The sequence below is a fragment of the Parageobacillus toebii NBRC 107807 genome, from assembly GCF_003688615.2.
Lineage (GTDB): Bacteria > Bacillota > Bacilli > Bacillales > Anoxybacillaceae > Parageobacillus_B > Parageobacillus_B toebii.
Window position 1 is genome coordinate 288,716 of record NZ_CP049703.1, and the last position, 23,080, is coordinate 311,795.

The 23,080-nt window shown below is 42.2% G+C and carries 21 protein-coding genes, 1 pseudogene and 1 other annotated feature; of the genes and pseudogenes, 5 read left to right on the top strand and 17 right to left on the bottom strand.

The genetic code is table 11. The annotated features are described in order from the left end of the window. Nucleotides 1-69: 69 nt before the first annotated feature. Nucleotides 70-1,329 (bottom strand): tyrosine--tRNA ligase, encoded by a 1,260-nt coding sequence (gene tyrS, locus DER53_RS01455; protein WP_015864822.1) that lies wholly within the window; start codon nucleotides 1,327-1,329, stop codon nucleotides 70-72. Between the two features lie 50 nt (nucleotides 1,330-1,379). Next, nucleotides 1,380-1,600 (bottom strand) — a binding site (T-box leader). 167 nt (nucleotides 1,601-1,767) lie between these two features. Between tyrS and DER53_RS01460 the strand changes: the two genes are divergently transcribed. Continuing rightward, nucleotides 1,768-4,482, top strand: a complete 2,715-nt coding sequence (locus tag DER53_RS01460; RefSeq protein WP_062754992.1) for a transglycosylase domain-containing protein — start codon at nucleotides 1,768-1,770, stop codon at nucleotides 4,480-4,482. A gap of 74 nt (nucleotides 4,483-4,556) precedes the next feature. Here DER53_RS01460 and acsA read toward each other — a convergent pair whose 3' ends face one another. Next, the gene (gene acsA, locus DER53_RS01465; RefSeq protein WP_062754993.1) at nucleotides 4,557-6,272 is read right to left on the bottom strand and encodes an acetate--CoA ligase; all 1,716 of its coding nucleotides are present in this window, start codon (nucleotides 6,270-6,272) and stop codon (nucleotides 4,557-4,559) included. Nucleotides 6,273-6,446: 174 nt separating this feature from the next. On the opposite strand from acsA, the gene DER53_RS01470 reads away from it, so the two are divergent. From DER53_RS01470 to DER53_RS01480, 3 genes are read left to right on the top strand one after another with little or no spacing between them, the layout of a single operon-like run. Continuing rightward, nucleotides 6,447-7,079 carry a GNAT family N-acetyltransferase gene (locus DER53_RS01470; RefSeq protein ID WP_015864826.1) on the top strand — a complete coding sequence of 211 codons (633 nt, stop codon included), beginning with the start codon at nucleotides 6,447-6,449 and terminating at the stop codon, nucleotides 7,077-7,079. Between the two features lie 34 nt (nucleotides 7,080-7,113). After that, nucleotides 7,114-7,758: an acetoin utilization AcuB family protein gene (locus tag DER53_RS01475; protein WP_062754995.1), complete on the top strand. Its 645-nt coding sequence runs from the start codon at nucleotides 7,114-7,116 to the stop codon at nucleotides 7,756-7,758. Next, nucleotides 7,755-8,945, top strand: coding sequence for an acetoin utilization protein AcuC (locus DER53_RS01480; protein WP_062754997.1), 1,191 nt, complete (start codon nucleotides 7,755-7,757; stop codon nucleotides 8,943-8,945). The genes DER53_RS01475 and DER53_RS01480 overlap by 4 nt, the downstream gene beginning before the upstream one ends. Nucleotides 8,946-9,005: 60 nt before the next feature. Here DER53_RS01480 and ccpA read toward each other — a convergent pair whose 3' ends face one another. The 14 genes and pseudogenes from ccpA to DER53_RS01545 form a co-directional block, all read right to left on the bottom strand. Beyond that, nucleotides 9,006-10,001 (bottom strand): catabolite control protein A, encoded by a 996-nt coding sequence (ccpA, locus tag DER53_RS01485; protein ID WP_062754998.1) that lies wholly within the window; start codon nucleotides 9,999-10,001, stop codon nucleotides 9,006-9,008. Nucleotides 10,002-10,414: 413 nt separating this feature from the next. Then, nucleotides 10,415-11,497 (bottom strand): bifunctional 3-deoxy-7-phosphoheptulonate synthase/chorismate mutase, encoded by a 1,083-nt coding sequence (locus DER53_RS01490; RefSeq protein WP_015864830.1) that lies wholly within the window; start codon nucleotides 11,495-11,497, stop codon nucleotides 10,415-10,417. A 357-nt stretch (nucleotides 11,498-11,854) separates the two neighbouring features. After that, entirely contained in the window at nucleotides 11,855-12,187 is a 333-nt protein-coding gene (gene ytxJ / locus DER53_RS01495) for a bacillithiol system redox-active protein YtxJ (protein WP_062755000.1), read from the bottom strand. A 5-nt stretch (nucleotides 12,188-12,192) separates the two neighbouring features. Continuing rightward, a complete protein-coding gene (locus tag DER53_RS01500; RefSeq protein ID WP_062755002.1) occupies nucleotides 12,193-12,606 on the bottom strand; it encodes a YtxH domain-containing protein in 414 nt (137 codons plus the stop codon). Next, entirely contained in the window at nucleotides 12,593-13,042 is a 450-nt protein-coding gene (locus tag DER53_RS01505; protein WP_015864833.1) for a DUF948 domain-containing protein, read from the bottom strand. The genes DER53_RS01500 and DER53_RS01505 overlap by 14 nt, the downstream gene beginning before the upstream one ends. Nucleotides 13,043-13,367: 325 nt before the next feature. After that, complete coding sequence (gene murC, locus DER53_RS01510) at nucleotides 13,368-14,669, bottom strand: UDP-N-acetylmuramate--L-alanine ligase (RefSeq protein WP_062679259.1); 1,302 nt, start codon at nucleotides 14,667-14,669, stop codon at nucleotides 13,368-13,370. A 180-nt stretch (nucleotides 14,670-14,849) separates the two neighbouring features. After that, nucleotides 14,850-15,959, bottom strand: a complete 1,110-nt coding sequence (locus DER53_RS01515) for a nicotinate phosphoribosyltransferase (protein ID WP_062755004.1) — start codon at nucleotides 15,957-15,959, stop codon at nucleotides 14,850-14,852. 47 nt (nucleotides 15,960-16,006) lie between these two features. Beyond that, nucleotides 16,007-17,512, bottom strand: a pseudogene (locus DER53_RS01520) (DNA translocase FtsK); the annotation flags it as partial. 385 nt (nucleotides 17,513-17,897) lie between these two features. Continuing rightward, nucleotides 17,898-18,221, bottom strand: coding sequence for a hypothetical protein (locus tag DER53_RS17690; RefSeq protein WP_425281330.1), 324 nt, complete (start codon nucleotides 18,219-18,221; stop codon nucleotides 17,898-17,900). 74 nt (nucleotides 18,222-18,295) lie between these two features. Beyond that, on the bottom strand, nucleotides 18,296-18,901 hold the full coding sequence (ytpR, locus tag DER53_RS01525) for a YtpR family tRNA-binding protein (RefSeq protein ID WP_062755008.1): 606 nt from the start codon (nucleotides 18,899-18,901) through the stop codon (nucleotides 18,296-18,298). A gap of 17 nt (nucleotides 18,902-18,918) precedes the next feature. After that, entirely contained in the window at nucleotides 18,919-19,716 is a 798-nt protein-coding gene (locus DER53_RS01530; protein ID WP_062755010.1) for a DUF1444 domain-containing protein, read from the bottom strand. Between the two features lie 16 nt (nucleotides 19,717-19,732). Further along, the gene (locus DER53_RS01535; RefSeq protein WP_015864839.1) at nucleotides 19,733-20,047 is read right to left on the bottom strand and encodes a thioredoxin family protein; all 315 of its coding nucleotides are present in this window, start codon (nucleotides 20,045-20,047) and stop codon (nucleotides 19,733-19,735) included. Between the two features lie 42 nt (nucleotides 20,048-20,089). Further along, nucleotides 20,090-20,608: a DUF84 family protein gene (locus DER53_RS01540; protein WP_015864840.1), complete on the bottom strand. Its 519-nt coding sequence runs from the start codon at nucleotides 20,606-20,608 to the stop codon at nucleotides 20,090-20,092. Between the two features lie 61 nt (nucleotides 20,609-20,669). Next, nucleotides 20,670-21,746, bottom strand: a complete 1,077-nt coding sequence (locus tag DER53_RS01545; protein WP_062755012.1) for a M42 family metallopeptidase — start codon at nucleotides 21,744-21,746, stop codon at nucleotides 20,670-20,672. A gap of 130 nt (nucleotides 21,747-21,876) precedes the next feature. On the opposite strand from DER53_RS01545, the gene DER53_RS01550 reads away from it, so the two are divergent. Next, complete coding sequence (locus DER53_RS01550) at nucleotides 21,877-22,173, top strand: PepSY domain-containing protein (protein ID WP_062755014.1); 297 nt, start codon at nucleotides 21,877-21,879, stop codon at nucleotides 22,171-22,173. Nucleotides 22,174-22,234: 61 nt separating this feature from the next. On the opposite strand, the gene DER53_RS01555 is transcribed toward DER53_RS01550, so the two are convergent. Beyond that, complete coding sequence (locus tag DER53_RS01555; RefSeq protein WP_062755016.1) at nucleotides 22,235-23,080, bottom strand: YtnP family quorum-quenching lactonase; 846 nt, start codon at nucleotides 23,078-23,080, stop codon at nucleotides 22,235-22,237.

Consider the following 23,080-nt stretch of genomic DNA (forward strand, 5'->3'; position numbering starts at 1 on the left):
TATGGTTCTGGAGGGATTTTTTTCTTGTGATCATCTACCAATAAAAAAACCCGGTCTTCCCGGGTTTTTTTATTGGTAGCGAATTAAATAATATTTTTTCTTTCCGCGGCGAATGATGGTAAAACGTCCTTCGATGCGGTTTTCTTTTGTAATCACTGCATTGACGTCTTGTATGCGCTCGCCATTGATGTAAATCGCTCCGTTTGTAATATCTTCCCTCGCCTGCCGTTTCGATGGCACAATCTTCGCCATGACAAGGAGTTCCACTAGCGGAACTTCCTCTCCCTTATATTCAAAAGAAGGAACGTCTTTAAACCCTTGTTCAATTTCCTCTGCTGTTAATTGTGACACACTTCCACTAAAGAGCGCCTCCGAAATGCGAATCGCTTGCTTCAAGGCTTCTTCTCCATGGACAAGTTTCGTCATTTCTTCAGCTAACGCTTTTTGCGCCGCACGCTGTTCCGGAGCTTTCTGCAGTTGTTTTTCTAGCTCTTCAATTTCTTCTTTCGATAAGAACGTAAAGTATTTTAAATATTTAATGACATCACGGTCGTCTGTGTTAATCCAAAATTGGTAAAACTCATATGGAGACGTTTTTTCCCGATCAAGCCAAATGGCTCCGCTCTCTGTTTTCCCGAATTTTGTTCCATCTGCTTTGGTAACAAGCGGAACGGTTAATCCAAACGCTTTTGCATCTCCTTCCGTTTTTCGGATTAACTCTAATCCTGCTGTGATATTTCCCCATTGGTCACTGCCGCCAATTTGCAAACGACATTGTTCGTTTTGATAAAGTTTTAAGAAGTCCAATGATTGTAAAATCATATAGCTAAACTCCGTAAACGAAATGCCTGTCTCGATGCGCGATTGCACCGATTCTTTCGCCAGCATGTAGTTTAGCCCGAAGTTTTTTCCAACATCGCGCAAAAAAGTAATCACATCAAGCGAACCAATCCAATCATAGTTGTTGGCGATTTTCGCCGGATTTTCTTTCGCGTCAAAATCTAAAAATCTTGACAATTGTTCTTTAATGCGTTCACTCCATTGTTGCACCGTTTCTTTTGCATTTAATGTACGCTCGCTTTTTTTTCCGCTTGGGTCTCCGATTAGCCCGGTCGCACCGCCAACAAGCGCAATTGGACGATGGCCAGCTAGCTGAAATCGGCGCAGCGTTAAAATCGGCAATAAATGTCCGATGTGCAAACTGTCCGCCGTAGGGTCAAATCCGGAATATAGCGTCACTTTTTCCTCATTTAGTAATTTCTGAAGCCCTTCCTTATCCGTGACTTGGTTAATTAATCCGCGCCATTCCAACTCTTGCAACAAGTCCATTTGATCCACCCCTTTTTTATTTTTTCATAAAAAAATCGCCCCTTAAACTCTGAAGGGACGATTGACATCGCGGTACCACCCTACTTAGAAAGCATAGCGCTTTCTCACTTCATTTCGATAACGGCAAATGCCGTCTTTTGCTACTTGGACAATCCGTTCGCAAAAGCTGCTCGAGGAGGTAATTCGTGTTTATCTATGTGCTAGTTCACACCAACCACTAGCTCTCTGAAACAGGGAGATAAACACTACTCGTTCCTGTCATCGCTTTTATGTATATCGTTTTTGATATACATGTTTTTATCATACTCTCATAAATTTGTCAAACCGAATCAGATCGCATTTATAATGAAAGAAAAATGACAAAAAGCCGCAATATTCAACAAAAAATATGATATACTGTGTTTACATTTATTTGTTGTTTATATAGGGGGAATGCCCATGGAGCATATAAAACAAACGTTTTCCCTAAAGAAAGCATGGCGCTATTTTCTCATTACATATGAAGTATGTTGGAATCTTTTTCTTATTTTTCTTATTTTCGCACTATGCGCCATTTGCTTTGCGGTCGGTCTTGGCGCCGGATATTTTGCTTTTTTAGTAAAAGATATGCCGCTTCCTTCGTATCAAGAAATGAAAACAGATATTTACAACTATGAGGAAACAACGCATATTTACTTCGCCAATAACGTTTATCTTGGAAATTTCCGCACGGATTTAGAGAGAGAAGAAGTAAAATTGAAAGATGTTTCCCCTTACGTCATAAAAGCACTGATCGCAACAGAAGACGAATATTTTTACGAACATCACGGTATTGTTCCAAAAGCAATTATCCGGGCGCTTTTTCAAGAAGCTACCAACTCTGCAATGCAAACAGGCGGAAGCACGCTAACGCAACAGCTTGTGAAAAATCAAATATTAACCAATGAAGCGTCGTTTGAACGGAAAGCGAAAGAAATATTGCTTGCGCTTCGCCTCGAAAAATTTTTTAGCAAAAATGAAATTTTAGAGGCATATTTAAATGTCGTTCCATTCGGCAGAAACTCATCCGGGCGCAACATTGCCGGCATCCAAGCAGCGGCCCAAGGCGTTTTTGGAGTAAATGCGAAAGATTTAAATCTAGCCCAAGCAGCATTTTTAGCCGGCCTTCCGCAAAGCCCTTTCGTTTATACGCCATTTACAAGCGATGGAAAAGTGAAAAAAGATTTATCCCCAGCATTGCATCGCATGAAAACGGTGTTAACACGCATGAAACAGGAAGGCTATATTTCCGAAAAGCAATATAAAGAAGCGCTGCAATATGATATCGCCAAACATTTTGCGCCACCGAAGCCATCACCGTTTGAGAAATATCCGTGGCTCACGATGGAAATTGAAAAGCGTGCGAAAGAAGCGCTAGCGGAAGTTTTAGCCAAAAAAGATGGGTATGAGAAACAGCAGTTATGGCAAAACGCATCTCTTTATGAACGCTATTTAGCAAAAGCAGAAAAACAGCTTCGCCAAAACGGGTATAACATTTACACAACGATTGACAAAAATATTTACGATCGCATGCAAAAAGTAGTTGCAAATTATCAATATTACGGCGACGACATTATTCAATACGTAAAAGATCAACAGACGGGCAAAACGGTTGCAAAGCGGGAACCTGTCGAAGTCGGTGCAATCCTTATTGAAAATAAGACAGGGAGAATTATTAGCTTTGTCGGCGGCAGAGATTACGGGCGAGAGCAGCTCAATCACGCCACACAAGCATATCGATCAAACGGTTCGACAATGAAACCGCTGCTCGTATATGCGCCAGCAATGGAAATGGGCATTATTCAGCCCGGTTCCATCATCCCAGACACAGAATTACACATCAAGACAGGTAAAGGTTATTACACTCCAAAAAATGCGGACCGAAAAACACACGGTTTAGTCACCGCTCGACACGCCTTGCAGTATTCTTATAACATTCCTGCGATTCGAACATATATGAAGATCATGAATCAACATCCAGTACAATATTTGCACAAAATGGGCATTACCAGTGTGGCAAAAACAGAAGAAAACCACGTTGCCTTGGCGATCGGAGGAACGAATAAAGGAGTGACAGTAGAAGAAAATGTCAACGCCTATGCCACATTTGCGAATTACGGAACATTTATCGATGCGTATTTAATTGAAAAAATTGTATCGAAAGATGGACAAGTCATTTACGAACATCAAAGCAAACCTGTTCCTGTCTTTTCTCCGCAGACATCCTATTTAATGATTGATATGATGAGAGACGTTATTCGCCGAGGCACAGCGTCCTCTCTTCCGTATTATTTAAAATTCCAAGCGGATTGGGCTGGGAAAACGGGAACAGGACAAAATAATAAAGACTCCTGGTTTGTTGCAACAAATCCGAACGTTACATTTGGCGTTTGGATGGGATATGATACTCCGGCACCGCTGCAGCTAAAATATAAAGGGTTATCCTATAGCAAACGAACCCAGCTATTATGGGCACAACTAATGAATGCGGCTTATGATGTAAAGCCGCAGCTAATCGCTCCAAAAACGCGATTCAATATGCCAGGCGGCATCGTCCGTCGTGCATATTGTACAGTTTCAGGGTTCGTTCCATCTGATTTATGCGAAAAAGCTGGATTAGTCAACTATGATTTATATAATACAAAATTCACCCCAAAGCAAAGTAAGGACCAATATTTAATCGAAGGACGCTTTGTTGAAGTCAACGGCAAACGGTACATCGCGCTTAATACAACGCCGAGCGAGTTTGTTTCAAGCGGGGTCATACTTAATAAAAAATTGCTCAAAGAACTAGGAATCTACAATATAAACTCCGCCGAGTGGAACGGAACATTATTGGTTAGCGAAATGAAAGAAAACGGAAAACGTCCAGACCCGCCTACCGTCCAACTAACCAATGAAACAATAACTTGGAAGCCGCACCACGAAAACGACGTCATTGGCTATCGTGTATATTGTGCGGAACAAAAAGGAGCGCCGTTTCGTGTTGTCTCTATCGTTAAAGCTGGAAAATCTTTAACATTTTCCAATCTACAGCCAAAAGCAACATATTATGTGACAGCAGTAGATATAAGCGGCAATGAATCCCCACCATCGAACATCATTTCTGAACAAAATGCCGCTGTACCAAATTAAGGAAAAAAGAAAACATCAGATAGCCCTTCAAAGAACCATTAAAAAAAAGCTGATCATATCGATCAGCTTTTTTCTTAGTCTTCCATTGTCGATAAATCCCCTGTCGGCAAGTTGAGTTCCCAAGCTTTTAAGACGCGGCGCATAATCTTTCCGCTTCGCGTTTTTGGCAGTTTGTCGCGGAATTCAATTTCCCGCGGCGCTGCGTGTGCCGCCAATCCTTTTTTGACAAACTGGCGAATGTCTTCTTTCAATTCCTCTGATGGTTCATATCCTTCCCGAAGCGAAATAAACGCTTTAATAATTTCCCCGCGCACCGGATCTGGCTTACCGATAACCCCGGCTTCCGCCACCGCTGGATGTTCCACTAGCTTGCTTTCTACTTCAAATGGACCAACACGTTCCCCAGATGTATTAATCACATCATCGACACGACCTTGGAACCAGAAATATCCGTCTTCATCCATATAGGCGGAATCGCCGGAAACGTACCAATCGCCGATGAAGTACGATTCATATTTTTGTGGGTTATTCCAAATCGTTTTCATCATCGACGGCCATCCTTTTTTAATCGCTAAGTTGCCCATACGATATGGCGGCAGCTCATTTCCTTGATCATCAACAATGGCTGCTTTTACACCAGGAATCGGTTTCCCCATCGACCCCGGCTTAATTTCCATGCAAGGATAGTTACAAATAAGATGAGCGCCTGTTTCTGTCATCCACCATGTATCATGAATGCGTCGCTCGAATACTTTCATCCCCCAGCGAATGACTTCTGGATTCAATGGTTCTCCAACACTGAGAATATGGCGAAGTGAGCTTAAATCATATTTTTTGACAATTTCATCGCCGGCTCCCATCAACATGCGAAATGCCGTTGGTGCACTATACCACACTGTTACGCCGAAATCTTGAATCGCTTGATACCATGCATCCGGGCTAAAACGTCCTCCAATAACGACGCTTGAAGCGCCACACAACCAAGGACCGAAAATGCCGTATGACGTTCCCGTTACCCAACCAGGGTCAGCTGTACACCAATAAATATCATCTTCTTTTAAATCAAGCACCCATTTTGCTGTTTGATAATGTTGAATCATTGCGTTGTGAACGTGCAAAACCCCTTTTGGCTTTCCAGTAGAACCAGATGTATAATGCAAAATAAGTCCATCTTGGCGATCTACCCATTCAATGTCAAAATGTTTGCTCGCTTCGTTCATTCGTTTCTTTAAGTCAATATACGGACCTTCTTCCACAATGTTATCCCCGACAAGAAAAACGTATTTCAGCTCAGGCAGATCATTGACTGGAACCCGCGGCAACAGTTCCGGTGTCGTGATGATTGCCTTCGCTCCACTATCCTCAAGCCGATCGCGCACCGCTCCTTCCATAAACGCTTCAAACAGCGGACCAACAATCGCGCCTGTTTTAATGATTCCTAATACAGAAAAATACAATTCCGGAGAGCGCGGCATAAAAATAAATACGCGGTCTCCTTTTTCAATCTCTGCTACTTGTTTTAGCACGTTTGCAACTTTGTTGGACATTTCTTTCATTTCTTTGAATGTATACTTTTCATTTCTCGATGCATCACGGTAATAGAGAGCTACTTTATTTTTTCGAAACGTTTCCGCATGGCGGTCGATCGCTTCATACGCCATATTGACCCGGCCTGTTTCAAACCACGAAAATTCCTTTTCTACTTCTTTCCAATCAAAATTTTTATATGTTTCTTCATAATTTTTTAAATTATAGTCCCCTTGTATGACCGGTAGTACTTCCGTTTTCATTCTCCGACTCCCCCTTATGTAAGTGGTTACAGTCCTATTATAGTATATCTCTTCCGAATTCTCAATTTTTTAAAAATTTTCTTTTTATTTTTTTATGAACTTTTTTTGAAACCGGGCTTCCAGTCGTTTTTTCATGTATAATGTTAGCAGAAAGACAAATCTAGGTGGTGCTCTATGGAACATAAAAAAACGTATAATGCGAAAGAATTAAAAACCCCAAAAGGGACATTAATTATTGAGGGGCCAGTATCTGCTGAAAAACTAGCAAGTTACGAATTTCATCACGATTTGACATCATTCCGCCAGCCGCCGCAGCAACATAAAGCACTCATTGAAATCGCAAAGCTGCCAGAAGGAAGAATCATTATCGCCCGTCATAACCAAACCATTGTTGGTTATGTTACGTTTCTTTATCCCGACCCGCTTGAACGTTGGTCACAAGGAAACATGGAAAATTTAATCGAGTTAGGCGCAATTGAAGTCATCCCGGAGTTTCGGGGTTATGGGGTAGGAAAAAATTTATTGATTGTATCGATGATGGATGATGCAATGGAAGATTACATTATTATTACAACAGAATATTACTGGCATTGGGATTTAAAAGGGACGGGGTTAAATGTATGGGAATACCGGAAATTAATGGAGAAAATGATGAACGCCGGCGGGCTTGTTTGGTATGCAACGGATGATCCTGAAATTTGTTCCCATCCGGCTAACTGCTTAATGGTTCGCATCGGCAAACGGGTCGATCAAGAATCTATCCAAAAATTCGATCGCCTTCGCTTTATGAATCGGTACATGTATTAAAAATCTTTCTTGACAACAAAGGGGAGAGGAATCAGTGATTGTCGAACAAATTATGAAAACTCCTGTCGTTACACTCCAGCCGACAAATACGATTGCAGAAGCGATTCAGTTAGTACGACAACTGCGCATTCGCCATATTCCGATTGTTGATGCCGAAAACCATGTTATCGGCATTGTAACAGATCGAGATCTTCGCGATGCAAGCCCTTCTATTTTTCGTCTTCACGAACATCTCGAAGATTTACAAAAACCGCTCAGCACGATTATGAAAACAGACGTCATCGTTGGACATCCGCTCGATTTTGTGGAAGAAGTAGCAGCGCTGTTTTACGAGCATAAAATCAGCTGTTTACCTATCGTCCAAGACGGCAAACTTGTCGGCATCGTGACGGAAACAGATTTATTATATACGCTTATTCAGCTTACGGGGGCACATCAACCTAGTTCACAAATTGAAGTGAAAGTGCCTAATGAAAGCGGCATGTTAAGCAAAGCGGCCGCTATTATCGCCAAAAGACATACGAATATTTCCAGCGTTCTTTTATATCCTGACGAAGACGAAAACTACCAAATTCTTGTCTTCCGCGTGCAGACAATGAATCCGATTGGAATTATTAACGATCTAAAAAATGCTGGCTATACGGTGTTATGGCCAAACTTACCGGGGGTTTCGTCATGAAAAAAGATTGTGTATTTATTTACAGTGATGATTTCCTTCGGTATAAATTTCATGATGAGCACCCGTTTAACCAACTCCGCGTTAAACTCACATACGATTTATTGCGCGCGATGAATGCATTAGAAGATGAACAAATTGTCACACCAAGAGTCGCAACGGACGAAGAACTTACCTTAATTCATGATCAATCATATATTGAAGCGGTCAAAGCAGCTGGAAAAGGCCAGTTGCCTGAACAGGCAGCCTTAAACTACGGACTAGGGACAGAAGATACGCCAATTTTCCCAAATATGCACGAGGCAAGCGCTTTGTTGGTAGGAAGCACATTAACTGCAGTCGATTATGTGCTATCCGGAAAAGCAAAGCATGCGTTAAGTTTAGGCGGAGGGCTTCACCACGGTTTTCGCGGCAAAGCATCCGGTTTTTGCGTTTACAATGATAGCGCTGTCGCCATTAAGTATATTCAAGAAAAATACGGACTCCGCGTTCTTTACGTTGATACGGATGCCCATCATGGAGACGGCGTCCAATGGGCATTTTATGATGATCCAAATGTATGTACGTTTTCCATTCATGAAACAGGCCGCTACCTATTTCCCGGAACAGGAGGTGTGAATGAACGCGGACACGGGGCAGGATATGGGTACTCATTTAACATTCCAGTAGATGCGTTTACAGAAGATGAATCATGGCTTGACGCTTATACACAAGCGCTTCGAGAAATTGCGGAATTTTTCCGGCCCGATGTGATTTTCACGCAAAACGGAGCGGACGCTCATTATTACGATCCGCTTACTCATTTGTCCGTAACGATGAAAACATACCGTGAAATCCCGAAACTCGCCCATCAAATCGCTCACGAATATTGTGACGGGCGTTGGATCGCAGTTGGCGGCGGCGGTTACGATATTTGGCGCGTTGTTCCGCGGGCATGGGCGCTTATTTGGCTAGAAATGACAGAACAATCGAATATTTCCGGAAAATTACCGAAGCCATGGCTCGATAAATGGCAATCGCGTTCTCCTGTCCCATTGCCGCAAGAATGGGATGATCCGGAACCACTATATCCACCGATTCCACGAAAAGCGGAAATTACCGAAAAAAATGCTCAAACGGTAGAAAAAGCGTTATATCCAATTCGCAGTCAGCGACAAAAATCAACCGATCAAACTATTTCTAATAAATGATATTTTATCATCTTCATAAAAAACAAAAAGGGGCTTAGCAAAAACGATAGCCCCTTTTCGTTATTTCGTTGAGTCACGATATTCAATACGGTGCGGCAGCACGACGATATGGTTTTCGACGTTTTCCTTATTCATATATTTAGTTAATAAACGCATCGCAACCGCACCGATGTCATACATCGGCTGCACTACCGTCGTTAAACGAGGACGAACCATTGTCGCAAGCCGTGTATTGTCAAAACCGACCACTTCTAATTGATCCGGAATGCGAACGCCATGATCTTGCGCGCTATGGATAATGCCAAGCGCCATTTCATCAGTTCCAGCAAAAACAGCGGTTGGCTTCTCGGCTAATTCAGCGATTTTTTCGTATGCCTCAATGCCGGAATCATAGGAGTTATCTCCTTCAATTACAAGCTCTTCGTCATAGGCTATTCCATGCGTTTCTAAAGCGCGGCGGTAGCCCGCCAATTTCTTTTGATTGATTGGATCATCCGTCGGTCCCGTCACATAGGCGACCCGCTTGTTTCCTTTTTCTACAAGATAAGTAACCGCTTCAAAGGAAGCTTGTTCATAATCAATGTTGACTGATGGAATGGTATTATTTGGTTCAATCGTTGCGGCTAACACGATTGGCACAGGTGATTTCTGAAACTCATTGACATGCTCTTCGGTAATGTTTCCACCCATAAACAAAATGCCGTCCACTTGTTTAGCGAGCATCGTATTGAGCAAATGCAATTCTTTTTCTTTATTTTGGTCAGAGTTGCTTAAAATGATATTATATTTGTACATCGTGGCAATATCTTCAATTCCACGTGCCAATTCCGCGAAAAAGATGCTAGAAATATCAGGAATAATAACCCCAACGGTCGTTGTTTTTTTGCTAGCAAGTCCCCGTGCAACCGCATTTGGCCGGTAGCCTAGACGTTCAATCGCTTCCAACACCTTTTTTCTTGTTGATGGCTTCACATTTGGGTTTCCATTCACGACACGAGACACGGTCGCCATCGACACGTTTGCCTCTCGTGCCACATCGTAAATCGTTACATTCATTGATTTCACTCCTCTTTTTTATAAATAAACATCGATTGTTATTTTCATAACAACAAATATCCGTTTATGCAAAAATATCATACGATACATTATGGCTGAATCGCAACGAATTGGCAACTATTTTGCAAATGTTTTCACAAACAATTCACTAATATTGAGGAAAACTTTCTATGTATATCATACCCAACCTATGAACAATGATAACTTTATGGTCCATTTCCATTCCGTTTCCGATATATTTTGCAACCGAACACAAATTCTCATAAAATAATGCATTCACGAAGATTAGTTCAGGAAATCCGCGCTACATCTTGGAAAGAGAAACGTACATTCCAAAAAACATCACAACCCAAATGGCAGTAAACAGAAAATTCCCCCTTCAGAGAATTGCTGAAGGGGGGCGTTGAATTCCATTATGCTTTTACCATTTGCCGCTGGAATGCTCTTATTTCTTCCATAAATTCATTAAATTGAGCAATATCCATTTGTTGTGCCGAATCCGATAATGCAACCGCTGGATCTGGATGTACCTCTGCCATTACTCCATCCGCGCCAATTGCTAACGCTGCTTTCGCACAAGGAATTAATAAGTCACGACGGCCTGTTGAATGAGTAACATCAACCAATACAGGCAAGTGTGTTTCTTTCTTTAAAATTGGCACCGCAGAAATATCCAACGTATTTCTTGTCGCGCGCTCATATGTGCGAATACCGCGTTCACAAAGAATAATTTGACCGTTTCCTTGCGACATAATGTACTCTGCCGCATTAATGAATTCTTCAATCGTTGCCGCTAGCCCGCGTTTTAACAAAATTGGCTTGTTCACTTGGCCTGCCGCTTTTAAAAGCTCAAAGTTTTGCATGTTGCGCGCACCAATTTGAATCACATCAATATAGTCTAGCGCTATTTCAATATCCGCAGGGGTGACAATTTCACTAATCACAGCTAAGTCAAACTCATCGGCAATTCGTTTTAAAATTTTTAATCCTTCCACGCCTAGTCCTTGGAAATCATATGGCGATGTTCTCGGTTTGTACGCACCGCCGCGAAGAAGTTTTAATCCTTGTTTCTTCACCGCTTTTGCAACAGCCGCAACTTGTTCATAACTTTCGACCGCACACGGTCCCATCACAAAATATTGGTTGCCGTCGCCAATTTTTTCGCCTTTTACATCAACAATCGTATTTTCCGGATGCTTCTTGCGCGATACAAGCAATGCTTTACGATGATCATCTTCTTGCAGTTCAAGACCAGCTTTAAAAATTTCTTTAAAAATATGCTGCAATGTCGATGTTTCAAATGGTCCATCGTTGTGCTCAGAAATTAAATCAAGCATTTTCCGTTCACGCACTGGGTCATAACGATATGTTCCTTGCGTTTCCTTGATTTTTCCAATTTCTTGAACAAGTCTCCCTCGTTCATTAATTAATTTTAAAATTTGTAAGTTAATCTCATCCACCTTTGCCCGCAGCTCATCTAATCTCTTATTGCTCATGCTTTCCCATCCTTTCTTTCGTGCAGTTTAGTTCAAAACCATTTTCCACCTTATCCGGATGACTCCAGTCACGGACTTTGTGGTTATTATTTTTTAATTAGTCATTATTATAATGGAAACAGAAGCAGTTGTCATCAAAAAATACTTTATTTATTAAACGCTTTTAAGCAATAAAGTATTTTATAAGAAATTGCATAAGATATTTTATGAGAATTGCATAAAAAGTGTCTGAATCACTCGGAAACAAACGCCAATGGACAATAAAAAAGGACATGCACCATCCTTTCGTAAACGCTTGGAGGTGCATGTCTTTTACAGCTATATGTTAGAAATGGAGTCTTCGGCCAAAGACGCCATTCATGCTTGTATTACTTCTTTTTTTAGAGAGTCATATGTGATATTCCAGTGCGATGTATGCCACACGACAGATCCATTTTCAAACAAAAGTGCTTGCGGAGATTCATGTTTCACACCAAACGTTTCAGCGATATAGTTCGAAAGTGGACGCGCCTCTTGCACAAACAAATAATATGTATCCACTTCTGGATAGTCGGCTGAGAATTTTTCATACTCTTGAAACGCTGCTTGACTAATTGGGCATGTAAGACTATGTTTGATGAATAAAAACCGTTTCCCCTCTTTTAACACTTCTTGAAATTGTTCAATCGTCTCCAGTTTCTTCTTTCCCACTTTGCTCACTCCGTTTCATTTTGTTTTTGCAGTTTTTGCTCCGCATCATGGAACGCTTCTTCTGCTTCTTTCAACAATTTTTCTATATTTTCTTTATCCTTTTCATTTTCTTTATCCTTTTCGCTCGCTGGCACCGAAATCGGGATGACCGATGTTTCCGACGTTGTTGTAGATTCAGAAGAAGATAGCTTCTCGTCCGTTTTTCCAATTGGAATAAATTTCGTTACTTCTTTCGTTTTTTCTTTGGCGACTTCTAACCATTCTGTTGCTGTTGTTTTCATCGGCTCTAATTTTCCTGTTTCATTGATTTCAGCGAGCCATTGTTTTCCTTTTTCGCTTGTCAATAGCATCACCGTCACCGCACCAGCAATTCCGCCGACAATCGCTCCTAACAAAAATCCTCCATTATTTTTTGCCATCAAATATAGCCTCCTTCGTCTTTTTTTGCTTCCTTTCCTTCCATTTTTCCCATATTTCCATAAAAGCATTTCCCCATTGCATTACTTTTACTACTTTTTCTTGGTATGCATCTACTTTCTTTGTCACAGAGGAAGAAAATTGTTGCAGCGAATGGTTGAACGACTGAACGGTAGAACTGACATCACTTACGGCATGGACAAGCGAATTCAATCCTTCCACTTTTTTCTGAACATCATCAGCAAGCGCATTCGCTTTCTTTAACAGCTGTGCCGTTTCCGTCGTAATGCTCTGCACTTCTTTGTCTAAATGGTCAATGGTCGCCGTTAAGCGTCGGATCGTTTCCTGCAATACCGTTAATGTCCTTGCGATATAAATGACTAATATGAAAAAAGAGATGGCAATCAACGCGATGCTGGCATATAAAATGATTTCCACTTAATTTCCTCCTTGCTAGCAGCCGTTTTGGGTTCTCCACATTTTTCCCTTTTCAAACGTTCGACATCCATCCGACAAATTCCTGCAAGTATATTCATTCAAAAAATGATGCGAAATCAATGTTTCCATTTCCAACAAGGGCATTGCATAACGCTCATTCATCGCGGCATGGTCATAATAAGCAGCCTTCAGGATATCGAGGCGGTGAAATTTCCTACGAGACATGCTTATTTATTCACAATGTGAGCTGATAAATTTGGCGATAAAAAACGAGCCGGCAAGTGGATGCCTAGCTCGTTTTTCTTTTTTTACTAAAAGCACCAAATTATGAGTGAACCGTCCGCTCGTATGCTTCTTGAAACTTTTGAATATCTCCTGCGCCCATAAAAATTAATACCGCGTTTTCATGCTGTTTTAATATAGATGTATTATCTTCTTGAATGAGACGGGAATTCGGAATTTGCGCCTGCAGGTCATGAATCGATAATTTGCCATGATGCTCGCGAGCAGAGCCAAATATATCACATAAATATACTTGGTCAGCTTGCTGCAAGCTTTCCGCAAATTCCCGCAAAAACGTTTGTGTTCGCGTATACGTATGCGGCTGAAAAATCGCAACAATTTCGCGCCCCGGATATTTTTGTCTCGCCGCATCAATCGTTGCGATAATTTCCCGCGGATGGTGCGCATAGTCATCAATCAAAATTTGATTGCCAAGCACTTTTTCGCTAAAACGGCGTTTTACGCCTTGGAACGTTTTTAATCGTTCTTGAATAATGCGGACATCCATCTCTTCATAATGGCAGAGCGCAATGACGGCAAGCGCATTTAATACGTTATGGTCGCCAAAGCGCGGAATTTCGAACGAAGCAAAAAACGTATTGCGGACAAACACGTCAAACGCTGTTCCTTCTGTTGTTTTCACCACATTGCGCGCTTGGAAATCATTATCATCCCCAAATCCGTAAAACAACACCGGCACTTTTGCTTGAATTTTTTGTAAGTATTCATCATCCCCACAAGCGATAATCCCTTTTTTCACTTGCAGCGCCATTTCCTGAAACGCTGAAAATACATCGTCGATATTGGCAAAATAATCAGGGTGATCAAAATCAATATTTGTCATGATTGCATAATCTGGAAAGTAGGATAAGAAGTGGCGGCGGTATTCGCATGCCTCAAATACAAAATATTTACTTCCTTCTATCCCTTTTCCCGTTCCATCACCAATTAAATATGATGTTGGATGCACCCCTTGCATCACATGTGCAAGCAAGCCAGTCGTCGATGTTTTTCCGTGCGATCCCGTAACCGCAATGCTTGTAAACTTTTGCAAAAATTCCCCTAAAAAGCGATGATACCGGATCACAGGCACTCCTAATTCATGAGCAGCTTGTATTTCTTCATGCGTTTCAGGAAAAGCATTGCCTGCAATCACCGTATAGCCCGGTTTAATATTTTCTTTGTTAAAGGGCAAAATGGGAATTCCCCGCTCCTCTAATGCTTTTTGGGTAAAAAAACGCTTCTCGACATCTGAACCTTGGACCGTATAGTTCATATCATGAAGAACTTGCGCTAAAGCGCTCATTCCTGTTCCTTTAATGCCAACAAAATGGTAAACTGTCATAATTAAGCCCTCCAACAATCGTCTATCTGTAAGACAGTATATGACGTTCATCTAGTTTTGCCATTTATTTCATTTGGCATATGTATTCTCATATTTCATCATTATAACATTGTTTGCTTCTAAAAACTATGAGTACGTCCAAAAAGAAAACGAATGGGACGGTCTTTCTATCAGCAGCCTTTATATTTCCGACAAATCGACCCTTTCTAAGCGTGGATTTGGCCGATATCTTCTTCCTGCTTTCGCCTGATGCTTTCCGTTTAACAATACATTATCGCCGGTAAAGCCGATATGAATTTTAAGAAGGCTTCTGCCGATGCCATACATATCAACAGGCACGCCTTGCTTTTCAAATTCGATAATGCGTTCCTCATTAAATCCACCGCTGACGACAATTTTCACATGGTGGAATCCTTCACGATCTAACGCTTCACGGAGCGCAAAAATAAGCGGTGGATTGACGCCGCGGGGATCAAACGTTCCGAGCACTTCCGGATGCCGAATAAAATATTGGTCAATCATCGTTCTCGATGTATCGACGCGAACCCCTTTTAATTTATCGCCAAACTCACGGGCAACGCGAAGCGCATCGGTAATACAGTCATTATTGTAATCGACAAGCACAATTAAGTCATCTTCCGGATATTTTTGGTAATACGCCTTTGCCGCCGCAACAACATCGCCGTCAAATAACTGGATGAGCGCATGCGGCATTGTTCCCATTCCTTGTTTCCCCCACCATTCATTCATCGCATGAGTCGCTTGCGCCGTTGAACCGCCAATAAACGCCGCATAGCCATCGCCGGCTTGTTGAGTGTAATGATCGTCGCGGTCACCCATAAAAATAATTGGTTTTTGCACACCCGATAACGCCGCCGCTTTCACGACATTGTAAACGTTCGTCGCCACTGACGTACGCCGGGCTAAAATGCCGTCAATAACCCCTTCTAAAAACCCGAAATTTTGATACGGGCCAGTAATGGTCAATACGGTTTCAAATGGACTGATCTTATCCCCGTCTTTTAATGAATAAATTTCTAACTTCTCAGGTTCGTCAGCAAATGTTTTGATGAGTGCGATCACCTCATCTGTTCCACATAATACAGCATGTTCCTTTTGAAAAAATTGCATCGTAACAATATTATTTGGACAAAACTCTTTGACAATTTCACGCGTTTTTAAAAAATAAACGGCGGAAAACCAGCCGTCGCGAATCCGCTCATCAAATTTAAACGTTTTATTCGTTAATCGTTTAATTTTCCCTTGTAATTTTAATTCGATTTCCTTCATCGCTGCTCCCTCGCCTATGTCTTCATGTGATGTATAACACATTTCTATCATATCATACTATTTTCTTGCAAATTCGCCAATTCCTCTTCAGTAATTAATACATCTCGCGGTTTGCTGCCTCGTGCTTCAGAAATGATTCCTTGTTCTTCCATCATCTCTATTAAGCGGGCTGCGCGATTATAGCCGATGCGAAAATGACGTTGCAAGCTCGACGTAGAAGCTCCTCCTTGTTGCACAACGAATGCACAAGCTTCATAAAAAAGCTCATCTTCCTCATGATGAGCAACCGTCTTTTTGGCAAAATCGTCCTGCTGAAACAAATAAGACGGCGCCATCTGCGTTTTCACATGGGCCACTACCCGCTCAATTTCTTCATCAGATACGTAATTTCCTTGAACACGTACCGTTTTCGATGATCCATTTTCTAAAAACAACATGTCGCCGCGTCCGAGCAGTTTTTCCGCACCATTCGTATCGATAATCGTCCGTGAATCGACTTGGGATGAGACAGAAAAAGCGATTCTTGTCGGGATATTCGCTTTGATTAACCCGGTGATCACATCAACGGATGGGCGTTGTGTCGCAACAACTAAATGAATTCCGCACGCCCTTGCCTTTTGCGCAATGCGGCAAATCGCTTCTTCGACATCCGCCGGCGCTACCATCATTAAATCCGCGAGCTCATCGATGATAATAACAATATACGGGAGATGATGTTCTGGACTGTTTTTCTGTTTCACGAGCTCATTGTATTTTTGAATATCACGGACACCTGCATGGGCGAAAAGTTCGTACCGCCGCTCCATTTCTTCCACCGCCCATTTTAGCGCTCCCGTTGCTGCCTTCACATCCGTAATGACCGGGCTGACAAGATGCGGAATATCATTATATGGAGCGAGTTCCACCATTTTTGGGTCAATCAGGAGCAATTTTACTTCATGTGGAGCAGCTTTGTACAACAAACTGACAAGCATTGCATTAATACACACGCTTTTTCCTGAACCGGTCGCTCCGGCAATTAATCCATGCGGCATCTTTTTTAAATCTGTTACTACTGGCGCTCCCGATATGTCAAGCCCAAGCGCGACCGTTAACGGGGATGGATTGTTTCGAAACGCATCGCTTTCTAAAATTTCCCGAATCCATACAGGCCGGCTTTTCAAGTTTGGAACTTCAATACCGATGGTGCGTTTTCCCGGAATCGGAGCTTCAATCCGAATATCTTTTGCTGCTAAATTTAGCTTAATATCATCTGCTAAATTCGTAATTTTGCTTACTTTTACCCCTAGGTCCGGCTGTACTTCAAACCGCGTTACCGTTGGCCCTTGTGTTGTGTTGACCACTTTGGCGCCAATATGGAAGCTGGCAAATGTTCGATTCAGACGTTCACATTGCTCGCGAATCCATTGCTCATCGCTTTCTTGGCTTCGTTTGGGACTCTCTAGCAGCGATAAGGACGGGAATTGATACCCGCTTGCGGCAGATTGTCTTTTTTCTTCCCACTTTTTCCGATCTTGTTTTAGCATAATAACATTGTATGGAATGCGAGAACGTGTCGAATGGGATGATTGTTTGCTCGTATGATGGTCGTTTTCGGGCATATCCGTCTTTGTCTCTTCTTTTTTTGCTGCTTCCGTTTCTTGTAAATTCGTCTCCTTTTCCGCCGCGATTGTTTCGATTTGTTCTTCCTCTTTTCCTTTTGGTGATTGGAATCCATCTTCTTTTTCTTGAGGAGCGTTGTCCACTGATTCTTTTTCGCTTGTTTCTAATCGTTCCGACGGCGTTGGTATCGGATCATTGATGTCATCTACTTTTTCTTCCGGTACAGATGGCAATAGATCTGTTGCACGTTCTATGGAGCTAGATGGCAGCTCCCATTCTATTACAGGTTCGTTCTTTTTCGTTACTCTTTTATATCCATAAACAGGAGACAGCACATCAGAAGGCCGGAACCGTTTTTTTTTCTGAATCTGCCGAATGGTCTTGTTGGCTTTCCTTTACACGCCTTGGCAAATGATCGGAATTCCATACAGAAGAAACACGTTCATGATGTTCTTGCCGAAATGATGAATGACGGCGTTTCGATGTTGGTTCATCTGGAATAAGCGGAAACCGGAAGTTTCCTTTTGGATATTGATATGCCACCTTTACGTCCAATTGGGAAGAAGAAAGTTTCTCCCTCTGTTTTTTCTGCGACGAAACGTATTGTTCTTCTTCCTCTGTTTCCAGCAAATAACGAACGAATCGTTTTAACCATTTCATCGCTCAATCACTCTTTCTGTTAAATTCGTTTCGGAAAAAAAGTCACTAGAATCCATCTAGTGACTATCATCGCATTACCAAGTAAATGGCTGACCCACTTCATATTCATCGGATAATACTAAAATGCCTTTTTCTTGCGGAGCGTTTGGCAATTCCAATTCGCGCGCGGAACAAATCATCCCGTACGAAGGAACACCGCGCAATTCTGCCTCCTGAATAATAAGTCCGCTTGGCATCACCGCACCGATTTTGGCGACAACGACCTTTTGCCCTGCTTCCACATTTGGTGCACCACATACAATCTGCAATACTTCTGTTCCGACATCCACTTGGCATACGCTCAATTTATCCGCATTCGGATGTTTCTTTTTCTCTTTTACATAACCAACTACAAATTTTGGAGAAAGATCGGCTTCAATCGTTTCGTTCCAGCCGTTTTTCTCTAATATATTGTTAATGACAGAAACAAGCTCCTCGTTCAGCTCCAATAAGCCGTTACCGTCAAAATGATGATAAGTAGAAGCTTGAAAAATATTATATCCTGCTGTTTCTCCTGTTTTTTCATCAAAGATGCGGACAACGTCTCCTTTTTTTTCAAACGCCCGCTGATCTGGCTGAATCGGTTTTAATGAAACGAGAAGTACATCGCCGACTCCTTGACGGTTATAAAATACGTTCATCCCCACTCATCCTTTCTTCATTTTTTGCGATAATTTTTTCCTAAAATAAAAATCGGTTCGAGTTCTCCATCTTCATATAAAAATGATAAAGCGGTGATCGGCACTCGTCCACTCGCAAAAAAGCTCATCGTCATTTGCGCGAGCACATCGTATCCAACTTCATTTTGCAAATCAGCAATAATCAGCACATCTTGATGAGGCACAGCAAGCGCCATCGTTCCCGTTATTTTCTTTTTCATTTTCGCTAAAAATGGCTCGTTTAAAATGCGGCTTGCGTCATAGCCATCATTTGTATTCACAAAATAAAACGTATTTCCGGCTACTTTGTCTTCTTTGACATGAACATCCAACGAACGGACATTAAAACGAGCAATTTCTTTTATTCGTTCTTCATTCCATTGTTCTTGTTCCATCATCTTTTTATCGATCAGCCGATACGTATTGCCCAAGTCAAGCGCATAATAAATGCGGGTTTCCGCCGTATGTTCATCATAAAGAAGCGGAATGCCTTCTTTTGTCTCCGTCGGGAACGATGTCGAGCGAATAACCGGGTAAATATCTTTTTCTTTGCCGGAAAGCGTATGTGTTTCATGCATGGTATTTAACGCTTGTTCAACGTAATATACAATTTCGTCAACGGCTTCGTCTTTTTGTTCGTGCCATTTCGCAATGACACCCGGAAGCGAAATCGTTACCCCTTTTTTCGTTTCTTTATCTTCAATGCGGAGCGTATCCTTTTTTCGGTCAAATTGAAACGTCCAATCATCGCGGGCAAGCCTTTTTTTTATTTCCTCACACATTTGTTTACTATCCATGGATATGCCCCCTATATTATGACAAGCTCTGGATAAACCGTTCAACTTCCTCTTTCGTTTTGCGATCTTTGCTGACAAATCTGCCTAACTCTTTGCCGTTGTCATAAGCAATAAAGCTTGGAATGCCAAAAACGTTTTCTTGCTGACATACTTCGAGCAATTGGTCGCGATCAACGTAATAAAACTCATATTCGGAAAAAGCCTGCTCGATTTCCGGCAAAAATGGTTGAATAAATCGGCAGTCCGGGCACCAATCGGCAGAAAAAACGAATATTGCTTTTTTTGTTTTTTTCACTTCCTCATATTGTGCTGCTGTTTCAATCGTTTTCATTGATAAAAACTCCTTTCTATGTCTTTTTTATGATATCGCGAATCAGTGATTTTGACAAAAAAATTCATACTGACCGACTAATAACTGAACAATATGTCGAAACATGCCGGCACGATCGACATAACCGTTTGTAAAAACACCGATCGCTCCTTCTTTATGGCGGATGTTTCTTTCTCCTGTATATTCCGCCATCACATCTCCGAGTTCTCTGCCAGCACGAATTCCTTTTGCCACTTCAAAAGGAAGCGGAATGCGCGCTCCGCCGGCGGTAATAACGGTGCCATCACGGTCGGCAAGCGCTCCCCAATTGCAAAGCCATAACTCTCCGTCTATCTCCATCACACCGCCTTCCAAACCGATGCCGATGTCCGCGTTCTCTTTTTGTAGCGCGTGTTTAGCTCGATTTATCGCTCCTTGACGCGTTTCGTGGTCGGAAATCGGCTGGGCGGAAACATCCGATGGAACATCCGTCGGTACAAGGGTATAATGTTCCGAAGAAAAAATGCTGCGGACGGCCGCCACCTTTGCTTGATTCGTTGTGCCAATGGCAATGATTTTCAATGCTTCCCACTCCTTTTTACGGAAAAAGAGAAGTCTTGTCAAACAAGACTTCTCATATTGATTAGCTGTTTTTCTTAATTGCATCGACTGTTGCTTTATCGCACCGCTTTACAAGTTCAATAAGCAGTTGCTTTGCTGCCTGATAATCATCGACGTGAATGATCGACGCATGTGTATGAATATAACGGGAACAAATACCGATCACGGCAGAAGGCACTCCACTGTTGGCGATATGCACTCTTCCGGCATCCGTTCCTCCACCCGGTGAAACGAAAAATTGATATGGAATGCCGTGCGTTTCCGCCGTATCTAATACAAATTCACGCATACCGCGATGAGTCACCATCGAACGGTCATAAATGCGGACAAGCGCCCCTTTTCCAAGATGCCCAAATTCTTTCGCGTCTCCGGTCATATCGTTCGCCGGGCTTGCGTCTAACGCGAAAAAGATATCAGGCTGAATCATGGTTGCGGCGGTTTGCGCCCCGCGCAACCCGACTTCTTCTTGGACAGTAGCACCTGAATATAGCACGTTTGGCAGTTTCTCATCCTTCAACTCTTTCAACAATTCAATCGCCAATCCACAGCCATAACGATTGTCCCACGCTTTTGCCAAAATTTTTTTCGGATTGGCCATTGGGGTAAATGGGCAAATCGGTACAATTTGTTGTCCTGGTTTAATCCCCATTTTTTTCGCGTCTTCACGGTCATCAGCACCGACGTCGATGAGCATGTTTTTGATCTCCATCGGCTTGTTTCGTTGTTCTTCGCACAACAAATGCGGCGGAATCGAGCTGATCACTCCAACAACTGGACCATGATCGGTAATGATTTGTACGCGCTGTGCTAACAATACTTGATTCCACCAGCCGCCAAGCGGCTGAAAACGAATCATGCCGTTATTGGTAATAGCGGTGACCATAAAGCCGACTTCGTCCATATGCCCTGCAACCATCACGGTAGGACCGTTTTCATCGCCGCGTTTGACGCCAAAGATGCTGCCAAGCCGGTCTTGTACGACTTCATCCGCGTACTTTTCCAGCTCTTTGCGCATGAAATTCCGCACCGCATGTTCATTGCCTGGTGCTCCCGGCAATTCGGTCAATGTTTGAAACAGTCGAAGCGTTTCTACATTCATCGTTCTTAACTCCTTTTTTCTAATCATTTTTATTGTAACGAACAAGTAAACGTTTTTCCACTTTCCTTACATTCTTTGGTGAAATCAGATATACTAAACGGTAGACAAGAAACTGCGGAGGTCTCTACTAATGAACTGGAAAAAATTTATAGCTGGTATGGCCGTTGGATTTATCGCGGCATACGTCGTTGAAACGAAGCGAAAACAGCGAATGATTTCTTCGGAAAAAGCACTTTCACTAGCCAAAGCATCCTTTTTGCAACAAGCGCCAATCAGCGGCTCATGGATTCAAACAAATCCGGAAACATACGAAAAAAACAATATCATCTACACGGTGTACAAAGGAGGCGTCTGCCGTGATCATGAACAATACGAATTTGTCATCGATGCCTATACGGGAACCATCATCGAAACGAAACCGCTTTAAGACCGTACGGGTGCCCCCATCCCAACAGGAGGCATCCCTTTCCATTTTCAATGGATCAAAATCACAGGCGGTTTCGATCAACATGGGCGATGATGTTTCCGTTCTCGTCCCACTTTAGCGCACGATAATACGCATCGTGATAAAACGTAAACCACGCCTGTTTTTCGATCGCGTATGGGATCCATTTTTGTTTTTCGAAAATCGATGTCATTGGATAATCATCATATGCCATTACCCATAATACATTTTGATGGGCGTGTGTCGCTAACAAATCAGCCATATGAATCGCCATTTCTCCATCCGATTCGATCAAAATAATGGAATGCCCGTCACTATGTCCTCCGGTATGTACCATTTTGATCCCGTTTGCTACTTCTTTCTCTTTTTCAAATGGGATGACTTGCTCGGCGATCGGTTCCCAATTTTCCTTCCAATATGTATTACGCGAGCGAATGTTTGGATGTCTCATTTCGTCCCATTCTCTCTGTGACGTAATAATTTCCGCGCGCGGAAAAGCAGAAACAAGCCGATCTCCTTCCCATTTTGTCAAGCCGCAAGCGTGATCAAAATGCATATGTGTCATTAGAATGATGTCAATATCATCCGTCGACAGCCCCAGCTCGTTGAGAGACTGTTCGAGTTTTGATTCCTCCGTTACGCCGAAATTCCGTTTTTGTTTATCCGATAATTTTCCATTGCCAATCCCTGATTCAATCAAGATATTTTTTCCATTCACTTGTACGAGAATAGGATCGGTACGCAATTCAATTTGATTGTTGTCATTAGACGGATACTTTTTCGACCAAAGCGGCTTCGGCACAACTCCGAACATTGCTCCACCATCTAAATGTGTTACCCCTCCGTTTAACCATGTCATTTTAATTTTTCCAATTTGCAATTGTTCCAT